This is a genomic window from Bradyrhizobium sp. LHD-71, from assembly GCF_031157255.1.
In the GTDB taxonomy this organism is placed as follows: Bacteria; Pseudomonadota; Alphaproteobacteria; order Rhizobiales; family Xanthobacteraceae; genus P52-10.
The window spans coordinates 1-13927 of the sequence record NZ_JAVIFX010000057.1 but is presented as its reverse complement, the minus strand read 5'-3'; the positions used below and the strand labels follow the sequence as shown (position 1 = coordinate 13927).

At 62.8% G+C, this 13927-nt stretch carries 15 protein-coding genes; 11 read left to right on the top strand and 4 right to left on the bottom strand.

The window, feature by feature from the left end:
- The 8 genes from RCO31_RS34185 to RCO31_RS34150 all read left to right on the top strand — a co-directional run.
- A partial coding sequence (locus RCO31_RS34185) for a 3-keto-5-aminohexanoate cleavage protein (protein ID WP_308972861.1) occupies nucleotides 1-639 on the top strand: 639 nt, incomplete at its 5' end.
- A 29-nt stretch (nucleotides 640-668) separates the two neighbouring features.
- Nucleotides 669-1832 (top strand): acyl-CoA dehydrogenase family protein, encoded by a 1164-nt coding sequence (locus RCO31_RS34180; protein ID WP_308972860.1) that lies wholly within the window; start codon nucleotides 669-671, stop codon nucleotides 1830-1832.
- Nucleotides 1833-1858: 26 nt separating this feature from the next.
- Entirely contained in the window at nucleotides 1859-2323 is a 465-nt protein-coding gene (locus RCO31_RS34175; RefSeq protein WP_308972859.1) for a MaoC family dehydratase, read from the top strand.
- A gap of 40 nt (nucleotides 2324-2363) precedes the next feature.
- Nucleotides 2364-3551 carry a CoA transferase gene (locus RCO31_RS34170; protein WP_308972858.1) on the top strand — a complete coding sequence of 396 codons (1188 nt, stop codon included), beginning with the start codon at nucleotides 2364-2366 and terminating at the stop codon, nucleotides 3549-3551.
- 52 nt (nucleotides 3552-3603) lie between these two features.
- Nucleotides 3604-4575: a tripartite tricarboxylate transporter substrate binding protein gene (locus RCO31_RS34165; RefSeq protein ID WP_308972857.1), complete on the top strand. Its 972-nt coding sequence runs from the start codon at nucleotides 3604-3606 to the stop codon at nucleotides 4573-4575.
- A 56-nt stretch (nucleotides 4576-4631) separates the two neighbouring features.
- Nucleotides 4632-5624, top strand: a complete 993-nt coding sequence (locus RCO31_RS34160; protein ID WP_308972856.1) for a tripartite tricarboxylate transporter substrate binding protein — start codon at nucleotides 4632-4634, stop codon at nucleotides 5622-5624.
- 16 nt (nucleotides 5625-5640) lie between these two features.
- Nucleotides 5641-6645 (top strand): NADPH:quinone oxidoreductase family protein, encoded by a 1005-nt coding sequence (locus tag RCO31_RS34155; protein ID WP_308972855.1) that lies wholly within the window; start codon nucleotides 5641-5643, stop codon nucleotides 6643-6645.
- Nucleotides 6646-6771: 126 nt separating this feature from the next.
- On the top strand, nucleotides 6772-7287 hold the full coding sequence (locus RCO31_RS34150; RefSeq protein WP_308972854.1) for a MarR family transcriptional regulator: 516 nt from the start codon (nucleotides 6772-6774) through the stop codon (nucleotides 7285-7287).
- 7 nt (nucleotides 7288-7294) lie between these two features.
- On the opposite strand, the gene RCO31_RS34145 is transcribed toward RCO31_RS34150, so the two are convergent.
- The 4 genes from RCO31_RS34145 to RCO31_RS34130 are packed head-to-tail and all read right to left on the bottom strand — an operon-like array spanning nucleotide 7295 to nucleotide 11829.
- Entirely contained in the window at nucleotides 7295-8452 is a 1158-nt protein-coding gene (locus RCO31_RS34145) for an acyl-CoA dehydrogenase family protein (protein WP_308972853.1), read from the bottom strand.
- Between the two features lies 1 nt (nucleotide 8453).
- Nucleotides 8454-9347: a CoA ester lyase gene (locus tag RCO31_RS34140; RefSeq protein ID WP_308972852.1), complete on the bottom strand. Its 894-nt coding sequence runs from the start codon at nucleotides 9345-9347 to the stop codon at nucleotides 8454-8456.
- 45 nt (nucleotides 9348-9392) lie between these two features.
- Entirely contained in the window at nucleotides 9393-10937 is a 1545-nt protein-coding gene (locus RCO31_RS34135) for an AMP-binding protein (protein WP_308972851.1), read from the bottom strand.
- A 37-nt stretch (nucleotides 10938-10974) separates the two neighbouring features.
- The gene (locus tag RCO31_RS34130; protein ID WP_308972850.1) at nucleotides 10975-11829 is read right to left on the bottom strand and encodes a MaoC/PaaZ C-terminal domain-containing protein; all 855 of its coding nucleotides are present in this window, start codon (nucleotides 11827-11829) and stop codon (nucleotides 10975-10977) included.
- Nucleotides 11830-12012: 183 nt separating this feature from the next.
- Between RCO31_RS34130 and RCO31_RS34125 the strand changes: the two genes are divergently transcribed.
- The 3 genes from RCO31_RS34125 to RCO31_RS34115 form a co-directional block, all read left to right on the top strand.
- Nucleotides 12013-12234, top strand: coding sequence for a hypothetical protein (locus RCO31_RS34125; RefSeq protein WP_308972849.1), 222 nt, complete (start codon nucleotides 12013-12015; stop codon nucleotides 12232-12234).
- 135 nt (nucleotides 12235-12369) lie between these two features.
- On the top strand, nucleotides 12370-13281 hold the full coding sequence (locus RCO31_RS34120; RefSeq protein ID WP_308972848.1) for an SDR family NAD(P)-dependent oxidoreductase: 912 nt from the start codon (nucleotides 12370-12372) through the stop codon (nucleotides 13279-13281).
- Nucleotides 13282-13350: 69 nt separating this feature from the next.
- A partial coding sequence (locus RCO31_RS34115; RefSeq protein WP_308972847.1) for an ABC transporter substrate-binding protein occupies nucleotides 13351-13927 on the top strand: 577 nt, incomplete at its 3' end.

Here is a 13927-nt window from a genome sequence, read left to right as displayed (position 1 = left end):
GCTGCGGCTAAGGCGTTGAAGCCAGAGCTTGCCTCGATGAACATGGGTTCGCTGAACTTCGGGCTGTTCCCGGCCGCCAGCAAGTTCAAAGAATTCAAGCATGACTGGGAACGTCCCTATCTGGAAATGACGCGGGACTTCATCCTGTCGAACACGTTCGCGCAGATCGAGCGCGGCATCACCGAGCTCGGCGTTGCCGGCACCCGCTTCGAGTTCGAATGCTACGATGTCGGTCACCTCTACAATCTCGCCCACTTCGTCGATCGCAAGATGATCGAGCCGCCGTTCCTCGTGCAGTGCATCTTCGGAATCCTGGGTGGCATCGGCACCGATCCTGAAAACCTGATGCACATGAAACGTGTCGCCGATTCCCTGTTCGGCCGCGACTACATCCTGTCGGTGCTTGGAGCCGGCCGGCATCAGATGGGACTGGTGACCATGGGCGCGATCCTCGGCGGCTGTGTGCGGGTCGGCCTGGAGGACAGCCTCTATATCGGCAAGGGCAAGATGGCGCGATCGAACGCCGAGCAGGTAACGAAGATCCGCCGCATCCTCGAAGGTCTCTCACTCGAGATCGCCACGCCCGACGAGGCGCGTCGCATGCTCAATCTCAAGGGCCCAAGCAGCGTCGGCTTCTGAACTTCGAGCGAACAAGACGGATTTCGAGTATGCGTGGACTTTCCGACGAGCAACGCGCGATACGCGACGGCGTCGCCGCCGTGTGCAAGCGCTTCACGGACGACTACTGGTCGAGCTGCGACGGAGATGCACGATTCCCGCACGAGTTTCATCGGGCGATGGCCGCCGACGGCTGGCTTGGCGTCACCATGCCGGAAGAGTATGGCGGTGCCGGCCTCGGCGTGACCGAAGCCGCGCTCGTGATGCATACGGTCGCCTCTTGCGGCGGCGGCATGGCGGCGGCGTCCTCGATCCATATCAACATGTTCGGCCCGCATGCGATGGTCGTGCACGGCACGCACGAACAGAAGTCACGCTGGATTCCGCGCCTGGTCACCGGCGAGGATCAGGTTTGTTTCGGCGTGACCGAGCCCGATGCCGGGCTCGACACCACCAATATCAAGACTTTCGCGAAGAAGGTGGATGGTGGTTACCGCGTCTCTGGGCGAAAGGTCTGGACCTCGACCGGGCAGGTCGCGAACAAGATCCTTTTGCTGACGCGCACGACCGCGAAGCCCGATGCGCGGCGCTCGACCGACGGCATGACGATTTTCTATACCGACCTCGATCGCGCCAAGGTCGACGTCAAGCGTATTCCGAAGCATGGTCGTGCCGCGGTGGATTCGAACGCGGTATTCATCGACGACCTTTTCGTCCCCGAGTCCGACCGCGTCGGTGAGGAGGGTAAGGGCTTCTACTACCTGCTCGACAGTCTCAATCCTGAGCGCGTCCTCGTCGCCGTGGAAGCGATCGGCATTGGCCAGGATGCGCTCAACCGCGCGGCGCGTTATGCGCGCGAACGGACTGTCTTCAACCGGCAGATCGGCCAGAACCAGGGCATCCAGCATCCACTCGCCGAATGCTGGCTGCAGCTCGAAGCAGCGCTGCTGATGGCGATGAAGGCGGCGCAGCTCTACGATGCCGGCGAGCCGTGCGGGGCGGAAGCCAATGGCGCCAAGTTTCTCGGCGCGCGCGCCGGACATCAAGCTTGTCTGCAGGCCGTGCTTACACATGGCGGCATGGGTTATGCGAAGGAATATCAGGTCGAGCGGCTGTTACGCGAGGTGTTGGTGACGCGCATCGCGCCGGTTAGCGAACAGATGATCCTCTCCTTCATCGCGGAGAAGGTGCTGGATCAGCCGAAGTCATATTGAGAGTTTCGCAGAGGACGAAGGTTCGAATGGCGGGTTTGTACTACGATGAATTTGCGGTCGGGCAGGTGTTCGAGCACGCCATTCGCCGCACCGTCACCGAAATGGACAACGTGCTGTTCACGGCGATGACGCACAATCCGGCAGCGCTTCATCTTGATGAGGAGTACTGCCGCGCCGAGACCGAGTTCGGCTCGCGCATCGTCAACAGCGCTTTCACGCTTGGCTTGATGGTCGGCATCTCTGTCGGCGACACCACCCTCGGAACCACGGTCGCCAATCTCGGCTGGGATGAAGTGCGGTTTCCCAAGCCCGTGTTCCACGGCGACACGCTTCATGTGCGATCGACGGTCGCCGAGTTGCGCGACAGCCGTTCGCGCCCGGACACCGGCATTACCATCTTTCTGCACGAGGCGTTCAACCAGCGTGACGAACTCGTCGCCATCTGCAAGCGCTCGGCGCTGATGAAAAAGAAGCCGCAACCCAGATCGTAGAATAAGGACGCGCGCCGCGTTGCGTGCGAAGAATTGCAAAATGAAGCCACTCGCCGGCATCAAGGTGCTCGATTTCTCCAAAGTGCTCGCCGGACCGCTATGTGCCCAGTATCTCGGCGATCTTGGCGCCGACATCATCAAGGTGGAGCCGGTCGGTCTCGGTGACGAGACGCGCGGCTGGCCGCCGTTTCGAGCTGCGGGTCTCGGCACCGTGTTTCTCAGCGCCAATAGGAACAAGCGCAGCATCGCCATCGATCTGAAGACCGACGACGGACGCCGCATCGTGCAGGATATCGCCAAGCGATCGGATGTGGTGATCGAGAGCTTCGGCACCGGTGTGGCCGAGCGGCTGGGTATCGATGCCGCCACGCTGCGCGCTTCAAACGATCGTCTGATCCATTGCAGCATATCGGGATTTGGCCGTTCGGGGCCCCTCAAGAATTCGCCGGGCTACGACGTCATCCTGCAGGCGTTCAGCGGCGTGATGGCGCTGACCGGTGACGAGGGAGGGGGATATGTCCGTAGCCCGATCTCGCCGATCGACCAGATGACGGGTTCGCACGCCTTCAGTGGCATTCTGGCGTCGTTGATCGAGCGGCAGAAGACCGGTAAGGGCGGCACCGTGCGAGTCTCCTTGCTCGAAACTGCGATCGGGCTTCTCGGATACAATCTGCAGACCTTCTGGGAGCGGGGCGTCCAGCCACCCAAGTGCGGCTCGAGCCATGAGTCGCTGTGCCCCTATCAAGCCTTCGAAGCTTCCGACGGTCCGATCATGATCGGCGTCGCCAACGACAATCTCTGGCGAAAGTTCTGCAAAGTCGCAGGCCTCGAAGCCATCGTCGATGATCCAAAATTTCGCAGCAATGCTGATCGTGTCGCACACCGGGCTGAAACTCTTGACCACGTCCAGGCCGCCCTCGCCAGGTGGCCAGTCGCTCACTGGGACAGCGAGCTGACAAAGATTGGCGTGCCGTGCTCGCCGATCAACTCGCTCGCACAACTGCTCGATCATCCACATACGAAGTCCACCGGGATGATCGTCGAATACGAGCATCCGGTTGCCGGGCCGACGAAGGGCGTCGGCCAACCCATTCTGTTCAATGAGGACGCGCGCAGCGTCGGATTGCCTCCGCCGATGCACGGGCAGCACACCGACGAAGTGCTGACCGAGATGGGCCTGCTTCGCGAGCGGATCGATGCGCTGCGGCGCTCGAAGATTGTCGCCTGAGCGGCGATCAATGATCGGCTGCGAATAAAGCGGCAGCAGAGGGGGAAGAAACATGAGAATTGACCGGAGAATGTTTCTGGCCGGAGTCGCTGCGACGCCCTTCGTTACCCGCGCTTCTGCGCAGGCTCAGTGGCCCACGAAGCCCGTCCGCGTGATCTCCGGCGGTTCGGCGGGCGGCGGCAGTGATATCTCCTTCCGGCTGGTCGAAACGCGGTTGCGCGACAAGTTCGGCCAGCCTTTCATCATCGAGAATCTGACCGGGGCGGGTGGGACGACTGGCGCTGCAGCGGCCGCGAAAGCAACCGACCGCCACACCTTCTTCATCGCCAACGTTGCGTCGAATGCGATCGCAGTATCGCTCTACAAGAAATTTCCGTTTGACCCCAAGACGGAGCTGCCGGGAGTCGCGCGCCTGTGCACGGTGACAAACGCGTTGGTAGTGCCGGCGAACACCGGAATTTCCAACGTCAAACAGTTCCTCGAGCGCGTAAAGGTCGAACCGGCCAAGGCCTTCTTCGGCTCGGCCGGGCCCGGAACGACGTCGCATCTCAGTGGACTGCTGCTCGGCCAGAGGCTTGGCGTCGAACTGACGCACGTCCCGTACAAGGGGACGGCGGCCAATCTGACCGCGCTGCTCCGGAACGATGTGCTGTTCTCAGTCGAGAACCTGCCCGTCGTCATCGGCAACGTGCAGTCTGGAAATCTCAAGATCCTGGCAGTCTCCCAGGCGCGCCGATCGCCGCTCTTCCCGGATATCCCGACGCTGCAGGAAGCCGGCGTTCCGGACTTCGACATGTTCAGCTGGTACGGCGTGTCAGCCGCGACTGCGACGCCTCGCGATGTGATCAATCGCGTTTCCGATGAAATCAACGCAGCGTTGAAAACGGAGGACATCGCCGCTCGCTTCCGCGACATTGGCTCAGATGCCGCCCCACTTTATGCGTCGGACTTCGACAAGTTCATCGCGGCCGAGATCGAGAAATGGACGCCGCTCGTCAAGAGTGCAGGTGCGACGTCCGATTAAGTGGGAAAATCGATTCAACACGACATTTATCAAGAACAACGAGCGGGAGGTTTGAAATGGCGATCAAGACTGCAATCATTCGGACGATGATCGCGGCGACGACCCTGATCGGAGCCACCGCCGCGATAGCGCAGGCTGCAGAGACCTATCCATCGCGGCTGGTCAAGATGATCGTGCCGGCGAGCGCCGGCGGGCCGAGCGACATCGTCGCTCGTCTGGTTGCCGACAAGCTCGGGCAGGCACTTGGTCAGCCCGTCATCGTCGAGAACCGGCCGGGCGGCTCGCTGATGATCGGCACCGGCGCCGTCGCCAAGAGCGACCCCGATGGCTACACGCTTCTCGTCACCACGAGCACGCCGATTGTCACCGTGCCGTTCACGATGAAGAACGTGCCCTATGACGTGCAGCAGGACCTGATCACGGTCTCGCATCTCGGTTCGACGCCGCTTGTGCTTTATGTCGCTAACGCGAATCCTGCCAAGAGCCTCAAGGACGTATTGGAGATCGCGAAGGCGAAGCCCGAACAGGCGAACTACGGCTCGTACGGCACCGGATCGAGCGCGCACATTTTGAATGAGCATGTGATCAAGCAGACCGGCGTCAGGATGGTTCACATCCCTTACAAAGGCGTCGCGCCCGAACTGCAGGACCTTGTCGGCGGACAGATTCTCACCGCTGTGGCGGACATTGGCTCGGCCGCGCCGCTGGTTCAGGGCGGACAGATCCGCCCGGTGGCGGTGACCGGCTCGAGGCGATCGACCTTGCTGGCCGATGTGCCGACCTTCGCCGAACAAGGCGTTACTGGACTGGAACCATTCTCGCCCTGGTGGGGCGTCTTCGCACCAAGGAAAACGCCGACGGCAGTCGTCGACCGGCTGTCGCGCGAGATCCAGAAGATCGTCAAGTCGCCGGAGTTCAACGCAAAGATGGCTAGCCTCGGCATCGAGCCGACCGGGTTGTCGTGGGACGAGGCCGATCGCACCACACGTGACGAAATGAACCGCTGGAAGGGGATCGTCGCCAACCTGTCCGACATCAAGTTCGAATAGCCTGTGGAGATCGACGATGAAGGCGCTGCTTTGCGAGAGGTGGGCCCATTACAGCGAACTGAAGCTTGTCGATGCGCCGAAGCCGGTCCTCAAGCCGGGACAGGTACGCATCGCGGTCAGTCATGCGACTGCGGGCTTTGGTCAGACGCTGGTGGTCGCGGGGAAATATCAGCGCAGGCCGCCGCTGCCGTTCGTGCCGGGGACGGAGGTTGCAGGTGTCGTGCGTGAAGTGGCAAGCGATGTCACAGCCTTCAAGCCCGGCGACCGCGTAGTCGCGGCCCTTGACTGGGGCGGCTACGCGGAGGAAGCGGTCGCGACCGCGCTGACGACGTGGCCGGTGCCAGATGGCGTCGACCTTGCAGATGCCGTCAACGTGCCGCTGAGCTACGGCACGTCCTACGCGGCGCTGCACTGGCGGGCGCGGATACGGTCCGGCGAGACGCTGATCGTGTTCGGTGCCGCGGGCGGAGTGGGGCTTGCCGCCGTCGCAATTGGAAAAGCCGCGGGCGCCCGGGTGATCGCAGTGGCCGGCAGCCAGGAGCGGATCGATCTGGCCATCCGTCACGGAGCTGCGGAAGGCGTGATTCACGGATCGGGGGATCTTGGCCGGCAACTGAAGGAGCTCAGCGGCGGTCGCGGCGCCGATATCGTCTTCGATCCGGTCGGAGGCTTGCTGTTCGACCAGGCATTGAAGTGCACTGCGCCTGAGGGCCGCATCCTTGTTATCGGCTTCGCGAGCGGCACGATCCCGCAGATCCCGGCAAACCTCCTGCTTGTGAAGAACATCGAGGTGATCGGTTTCAATCTCGGCCTCTACATCGGCTGGACCCCTGTTGATGAGCGCGTGCGCCACGCCGCGAGAATGGCGGAGATGGTGCAAACGCTCTTTGCGCTCATTCGCCGTGGCGAGCTGCCGCCGCTTCATGCCGATCAGTACCCGCTCGAGGATTTCGTGCGTGCCTTCGACACGGTGGTCGCCCGGCGCTCCACCGGGCGCGTTGTTCTGAAGATTTCGTCCTGAGCAGGAGGCGCCAGCACGGTTAGCAAACTCTGGACTAACGACGAACCTGCGGCTATTCGGCAGAGGCTCATGCCGAGCACCGTCGCGTCGCGCGACGGAATGCCTTTCCGTGGGGAACAAGCGCCGATGCCCGCCGTAGCCAAGACGAAGCAGAAGGAGGAAGTCGCAGGTCCCTCCGATTTCCGCATCGGGTTCCTGGTTCATGACGTCTCGCGGCTGCGCAAGACGTTGTTCGACCAGGAAATGGAGCATCTCAGCATCACGCGAGCGCAGTGGTGGGCGCTGGCTCAGCTCTCGCGCGAGGAGAGGCCCGAGGGGATGTTGCAGATTGAGCTTGCACGCAGGGTCGATGTCGGCAAGGGCGCGATTGGCGGCTTGATCAGCCGGCTCGAGGCCGGCGGGTTCGTGGTACGCACGGTGGACAAGACCGATCGGCGCGCGCAGCGCGTCCGCATCACCAGGCTTGGCCACAAGGTGCTGGAACAGATGACCGGCGTCGGCCGCAGCCTGAACGGGCGCATCTTCGCGGACATCTCCGCGAAGGATATCGAGACGGCCGAACGCGTTCTCGCCACGATGAAGCGCAATATAAAGCAGCTGATCGCCCAGCCCGGCGAGAATGGACGTCAACGGGGCAGATAGCTCGCCGTCAGCCGGCCCTTATTCGGCTGAACAGCTCGCGAGCGATGATTTGCTTCATGACCTCGACGGCACCGCCGGCAATGCGGGTGACGCGCGCGTCGATATAGGCGCGCGCGATCGGATACTCGGTCATATAGCCGTAGCCTCCGAAGAATTGCAGGCATTGATCGACCACTTTGCAGTGCAGGTCAGTGGCGAGCAGTTTGGCCTTCGCGGCGTCGACCGGTGTCAATTCGTCCTTCATGAAACGCGCCATGCACCAGTCGACGAACACGCGAACAGCGCTCGTTTCCGCATCGAGCGCGGCCAGCACGAACTGGGTGTTCTGGAAATCGGCGATGGTGCCGCTGAACGCCTTACGCTCGGAGGTGTACTCCACGGTCCAGCGGATCGCCTGTTCCGCGACGACGACGCTGCGCACAGCTTGCACCAGCCGCTCGCGAGCTAGCTTCGTCATCAACATGGCGAAACCCTTGTTCTCTTCGCCAAGGCGGTTGCCGACGGGCACGCGGACGCCAGCGTAGAACAGCTCCGAGGTGTCTTGTGCCTTCATGCCGATCTTGTCGAGATTTCGCCCACGCTTGAAGCCCGGTCGATCCGCTTCGACGAGAATCAGGCTGACGCCTTTGGCGCCGGCATTCGGGTCGGTCTTGCAAATCGTGACCGTGAAGGTGCAGCTCTGGCCGTTGGAGATGTAGACCTTCTGGCCGTCGATGACGTAGTTGTCGCCATCGCGCCCGGCGCGCGTCCGGACGTTCTTCAGGTCGCTGCCGGCGCCGGGTTCGGTCATCGCAATCGCGCCGATCGCCTCGCCTTTCGTCATCCGCGGCAGCCATGCCTGTTTCAACTCGTCACTGCCCCAGCTCAGGATATAAGGAGCGACCATTTCGGAATGGATCATGAAGCCTGGTCCGCTCATGCCTGCGCGCGCCAGTTCCTCGATCACGACGGCGTTATAGAGCCAGTCAGCGCCCGATCCGCCGTACGCTTCAGGCTGGTCGCAGCACAATAGTCCCAGCGAACCCGCCTTCAGCCAGACCGACTGCGGGACGACGCCGTCCTTCTCCCATTGCGCATGATGCGGTACCAGCTCGCTTTCGACGAAGCTACGAACGGTGTTGCGGAACGCCTCGTGTTCCGCGGAAAAGAGACTTCGAGCGCTCATGTCACCCCTTCTTACGCTGATATTGCTCGTGCAGAGCGAGTACCTGCTGCGCCTGCTTGAGATGCGGAATGTCGAGCATCTTGCCATCCAGGCCAACGGTGCCAGCGCCCGATTGCGCCTCGAATGCTGCGACCACGCGCTTGGCAAAGGCGACATCCTCATCCGACGGCGCGAACGCCTCGTTGATGGTGGTGACCTGATCGGGGTGAATAGCGATGCGTCCTGTGAAGCCTTCCTTTGCGGCGGCGCGGCATGACTGGCGCAGCCCGTCGGCGTCGCGGAAGTTCACATACAATGTATCGATCGCCTGGACGCCGGCGGCCTTTGCCGCGAGCAGCATGGACGAGCGCGCAAAGCGATAGGTCAGAGCCCACTCGCCTTTTTCGTCGAGGTTGGTAGACGCGCCGATCGCGGCGCTGAGATCTTCGGCGCCCCAGGTGAGGCCGATCAGGCGGGGCAGCTTGCTTGAGGCGAACTCGGCGAGCCGCAACGGCGCCACGGGCGTTTCCGTCGCGACGGGAAGAATGCGGATATGTCCGGCCGGCACGCCGTCCCGCGCCTCGAGTGCTTCGAGATGGTGGCTGAGACGGAGGACGTCTGTAGGTCCGTCGATCTTTGGCAGCATGATTCCGTCCGGCGCGCCGCCTGCCACTGCCGCGAGATCGATCAGCGCGTCATTGTCCAGGGGGTTGATGCGCACCCAGAGCTGCGAGGTGCGCCGCTCGGCCGGCCGCTGGTTGAGAAACGCGCGGACTTTCTGCCGCGCCGCGGCCTTGTTGGCGGGCGCAACGGAGTCTTCCAGATCAAGGATCAGCGCGTCGGCCCCGGCACCGTCGGCCTTCCCGAGTTTCTTGTCGCTGTCACCAGGAATGAAAAGCCAGGAGCGGAGGTTCATGTTGCAATCCTTAACTTGAGGGGCGGATGGTGCGATGGAGCACGATCAGCGCGAGGCTTCAACCATCTCGCGCAGCGTGCGGCGCAGCAGCTTCCCGGCCTCGGAGCGAGGCAGTACGTCGATAAGGCGAATTTCCTTGGGCTGCTTGGTGCGCCCAAGCTGCTCGCGACAATACGTAAAGAGCTCCGCGCGCAGCTTGTCGCGATCCGCCGCGGTGTCCATCAGCCTCACGAACGCGATCGGTCGCTCGCCGAACTCGGCATCCTTCATGCCGACGACGCCAGCTTCCGCCACGCCGGGCGCCTTGTCGAGGGCCTGCTCGATCTCCTGCGGATAGATGTTCACGCCGCCTGAGATGATCATGTCGTCGAGGCGGTCGGACAGGTAGAGATAGCCGTCGCCATCCACAAAGCCGATGTCGCCGAAGGTTTGGTAACCCTGCGGGCTGGTGCGCGACGCGGTCTTCTCCGGTTCTCCAAAGTATTGGAACGACGTCGCGCCGCTGAAGAAGATGGTGCCGGGCAGGCCCGTGGGCTGCTCCTCGTATCTCTCGTTGAGGATGTGGATCATGCCCTTGCGCGAGCGGCCGACGGAGCCGGGCTTGCGCAGCCATTCCTCCGTGCTGATCGAGCAGAGCCCGACGCTTTCCGAGCCGCCGTAGTATTCCTGGATGATCGGCCCCCACCAGTCGATCATCGCGCGCTTGAGTGGAACCGAGATCGGTGCGGCCGCGTGATAGGCGGCGCGATGGCGTGGCGCGCGAAACGCCTTCCTCCGCGCTTCGGGCAACGCCAGCATGCGATGAAACATCGTCGGCACCCATTGCGAGACCGTGATGCCTTCCTGTCCGAGCAGAGACAATGCAAGCTCGGCGTCGAACTTTCCCATCAGCACGGCGGAGCCACCTGCGGCGATCACCGCCAGCGACCAGCGCAACGGAGCGGCATGATAGAGCGGCGCGGTCGAGAGATAGCGGTCGTCGTTGCGGATATCGAACAGGCTGATGAGATCGCGCGCGAATGGCGGCGGTCCGTCGCCGATCTGCTCGATCGTCGGCAGTGGACGCCAGATTCCCTTCGGCGCACCGGTCGTGCCGGACGAGTAGAGCATGATCGTTCCGGGCGATTCATCGGCGATCGGCGCATCCGGCATGCTCGCCAGCACGGGCTCGAGCGGCTGGTACGACGAGATCGCGCTGCCAAGTGCGTAGAAGTGGTGGGCGCTGTTTTGCGCCTGCGGCAGGTTTTGGGCCGCAGCGGCGTATCTCTGGTCGGCGATGACGGCTCCGGCCTGGCTGTTGGCGACGACGTAGCTCATCTCGCCGGGCGACAGCGTGTTGGCGACCGGCGTGAAATAGAGCCCCGCGCGGTAGCTCGCCCAGGCAAGCGCCAGGATGTGCGGTCCATTGCCGAGCACCGCGGCAACGTGATCGCCGCGCCTGAGACCCGCGTGACGCAGAAGATGCGCGAACCGATTGGCGAGCCGTTCGAGCTCGGCGAAGGACGTCGTCGCCCCGTTCACCTCCTTGACGGCGCGGCGGTTCGGCTCGCGGCGCGCCCAGTCTCTTAGTCCGAAGTCGAATGCCTTCATCGTCGCTTTGCCGCCGCTGGGATTGGGATATGTCGCTTTACGCCGCAAGCTCGGCGCTGCCGCGATCGAGCACGATCACGTCGCGCTCCAGCGCGCGTGCGCGGAACCGGATCCGCGCGCCCGAGCGAAAGAACTCGGTGCGGATCGTCTCGCCGGGATAGACCGGCCTCGAGAAGCGCGCGAACAGGGACGTCAGGCGCTCGGGCGCGCCGGGAGCGAACGTCGAGATGATCGCGCGCGTCGCGAGCCCAAACGTGCACAGGCCGTGCAGGATCGGACGCTCGAATCCTGCCTTTGCCGCCGCGGCGGGATCGGCATGGATCGGATTGTAGTCGCCGCTCAGGCGGTAGATCAGCGCGCTCTGCGGCAAGGTTGGGACATCGCCCTGCTGCGACGGCGTATCGCTCGGCAGAGCCTCGGGCTGCGGCGGAATATCGCCGAACCCGCCACAGCCGCCGTCGCCGCGCAGAAACAGCACGCTCTTGACCGTAGCGAGCAGGTCGCCGGACTGTTTGTCGTGCAGCTGCTTGCTCTGATGCAGGATCGCGCCCTTGTCTGCGCCCTTGTCCTCGACGGCGTCGATCGCGTAGCTGCCGACGACGGTTCCTTCCGGCGGGATCGGGCGATGGATCCGAAAGCTCTGCTCGCCGTGCAGCATCTTCAACCAGTCGAGGCCAAGCAGGGGATCCTTCGCCCAGAAGCCTGGATGCGCGAGTACGCAGCAGATCGAGGGAACCGTCTTGAGCTGGCTCTCGTAGACGAAGGCAAGCTGCGCCGGATCGAGCGGGTCGGCGCCGTAGCCCAGGCCCAGCGCATAAAGCATCGAATCCCGCCGCGTATAGCTGTGTTCGGTCGGCGTGATGCGGTAGTTGCGAACGGCCTCCAGGTTCAACGGACGTCCTCCTGTTTTGCGATCTGATGGCGGGTCGTTTGCGCGACCGTAGCATATAGTACACATGTAGACTATTATCCAAGCCCGCATGGACCCATGCTTGCGACGGCCTGCGCCGATGCCCGGCGGTGAGAAACCTTGCGCAGATGCGCGCGAGAAATAAAGCAACTGGAGGAGGCGTCGATGAGCGGGCTACCGGAGCCGCCGGAGAAAGGGCAGGACCCTGCCTCCGTCGGAAACCTACGCCGGCAAGGTCGTGATGGTGTCGCCGGCGCGGAATTTAAAGCGAGCACGAAATCCTTGTTTTTCACACCAAGAAGCTCGACGCCTGAGGAATTGACGGCCAGGAAGGATGCCGGCCTGCGGCGCGACGTGATTCATTCAATGAATATTTCGCTGGATTAGGGGCGGTCTGACCTACTTCTGGAAATGCCTTTAGGTTGTCCGCGATCGTCGCCAGGCCGGACGGCTTGCAAGCCGCCGTCGAAAGATAGTACATATGTCTACTAATTTCGACCGGATATTGCGAGGCATGGATCGATGGGACTGCTCGAAGGCAAGGTCGTGCTGGTGACCGGCGGCGGCCGCGGCGTGGGGCGATGCATCGCACTGGATGCGGCGCGGGAAGGGGCCAGGGTGCTGGTCAACGACCTCGGCGGCGACGAGACCGGCCGCGGCGGCGAGCTTGGTCCCGCGCAATCGGTGGTGGACGAGATCAAGGCGATGGGCGGCCAGGCGCGTGCAGATGGGCATTCGATCGCTGACTGGAAGGAGGCGCAGCTGATTGTGCAGCACGCGCTGGATGCGTTCGGCCGGCTCGACGGCGTGGTCAACAACGCCGGCATCCTGCGCGACCGTATCTTCCACAAGATGATGCCGGAGGACTTCGACGACGTCGTGAAGGTGCACCTGCAGGGCTATTATTATGTCTCGCGCGCTGCCGCCGATCCCTTTCGCAAGCAGAATGGTGGTGCATTCGTCCACATGACGTCTACGTCGGGCCTGGTTGGCAATTTTGGCCAGGCGAACTATGCGGCTGCGAAGCTCGGCGTCGCCGGGCTGTCGAAATCGATCGCGCTCGACATGCAGCGCTTTCGCGTACGCTCGAACTGCATTGCGCCGTTCGCCTGGACGCGGCTGGTCGGCACCATCCCGGCCGAGACTCCCGAGGAGAAGAAGCGCGTCGAAGGTCTGAAGAAACTCGAGCCGGAGAAGATCTCGTCCTTTGCGGTTGCGCTGCTGTCCGATGCCGCTGAGCACGTGAACGGCCAGATCTTCGGCACCCGCGCCAACGAGATTTTCCTGTTCAGCCAACCGCGTCCGATCCGGTCAGTCCACGCAGCGGATGGATGGACGGCGAGCGCGGTCGTTGAACGCGCCTTCCCGGCGATGCAGGCGTCGTTCTATCCGCTGCAGCGTTCTGGTGATGTCTTTGCGTGGGATCCGATCTGAGCGGCCGCTCTTGCAAAGGACGGTCGTTTGCGGCGCTGAAATGACAAACAAGAAGCGATGGAGGGAGAAATGATCATGAAGAAGGGCCTGGCAATCGTCGTTGCGGTCGCCTCCTTGTCAGTTTCGGCGACCGCGAGTGAGAAGAAGTATGGGCCGGGCGTCACCGATGCGGAGATCAAGATCGGCAATACCACGCCTTACAGCGGTCCTGCCTCGGCGTTCGGCCTCGTTGCGCGAACCGAGGAGGCCTACTTCCGCAAGATCAACGCGGAGGGCGGCATCAACGGCCGCAAGATCGTCTTCGTCTCCTACGACGATGCATACTCGCCGCCCAAAGCCGTGGAGCAGACGCGCAAGCTGGTCGAGGGGGACGAGGTGCTCCTCGTTTTCAATGCGCTCGGCACCGGAACGAACTCCGCGGTCCATAAATACCTGAATGGGCGAAAGGTGCCGCAACTGTTCGTGTCGAGCGGCGCCGCCAAGTGGAACGATCCAAAGAACTTTCCTTGGACGATGGGTTTTTCACCCACCTACCATAACGAAGGCCGCATCTATGCCAAGTATCTGCTGAAGGAAAAGCCGGGCGCGAAGGTCGCGATCCTTTTCCAGAACGATGATTTCGGCAAGGATTATCTGAAGGGCTTCA

Coding starts and splice junctions, on each gene's coding strand:
- RCO31_RS34120 (WP_308972848.1), top strand. CDS start 12,370: ATGGGACTGCTCGAAGGCAAGGTCGTGCTGGTGACCGGCGGCGGCCGC.
- RCO31_RS34170 (WP_308972858.1), top strand. CDS start 2,364: ATGAAGCCACTCGCCGGCATCAAGGTGCTCGATTTCTCCAAAGTGCTC.
- RCO31_RS34135 (WP_308972851.1), bottom strand. CDS start 10,937: ATGAAGGCATTCGACTTCGGACTAAGAGACTGGGCGCGCCGCGAGCCG.
- RCO31_RS34140 (WP_308972852.1), bottom strand. CDS start 9,347: ATGAACCTCCGCTCCTGGCTTTTCATTCCTGGTGACAGCGACAAGAAA.
- RCO31_RS34165 (WP_308972857.1), top strand. CDS start 3,604: ATGAGAATTGACCGGAGAATGTTTCTGGCCGGAGTCGCTGCGACGCCC.
- RCO31_RS34160 (WP_308972856.1), top strand. CDS start 4,632: ATGGCGATCAAGACTGCAATCATTCGGACGATGATCGCGGCGACGACC.
- RCO31_RS34155 (WP_308972855.1), top strand. CDS start 5,641: ATGAAGGCGCTGCTTTGCGAGAGGTGGGCCCATTACAGCGAACTGAAG.
- RCO31_RS34125 (WP_308972849.1), top strand. CDS start 12,013: ATGAGCGGGCTACCGGAGCCGCCGGAGAAAGGGCAGGACCCTGCCTCC.
- RCO31_RS34145 (WP_308972853.1), bottom strand. CDS start 8,452: ATGAGCGCTCGAAGTCTCTTTTCCGCGGAACACGAGGCGTTCCGCAAC.
- RCO31_RS34180 (WP_308972860.1), top strand. CDS start 669: ATGCGTGGACTTTCCGACGAGCAACGCGCGATACGCGACGGCGTCGCC.
- RCO31_RS34150 (WP_308972854.1), top strand. CDS start 6,772: ATGCCCGCCGTAGCCAAGACGAAGCAGAAGGAGGAAGTCGCAGGTCCC.
- RCO31_RS34175 (WP_308972859.1), top strand. CDS start 1,859: ATGGCGGGTTTGTACTACGATGAATTTGCGGTCGGGCAGGTGTTCGAG.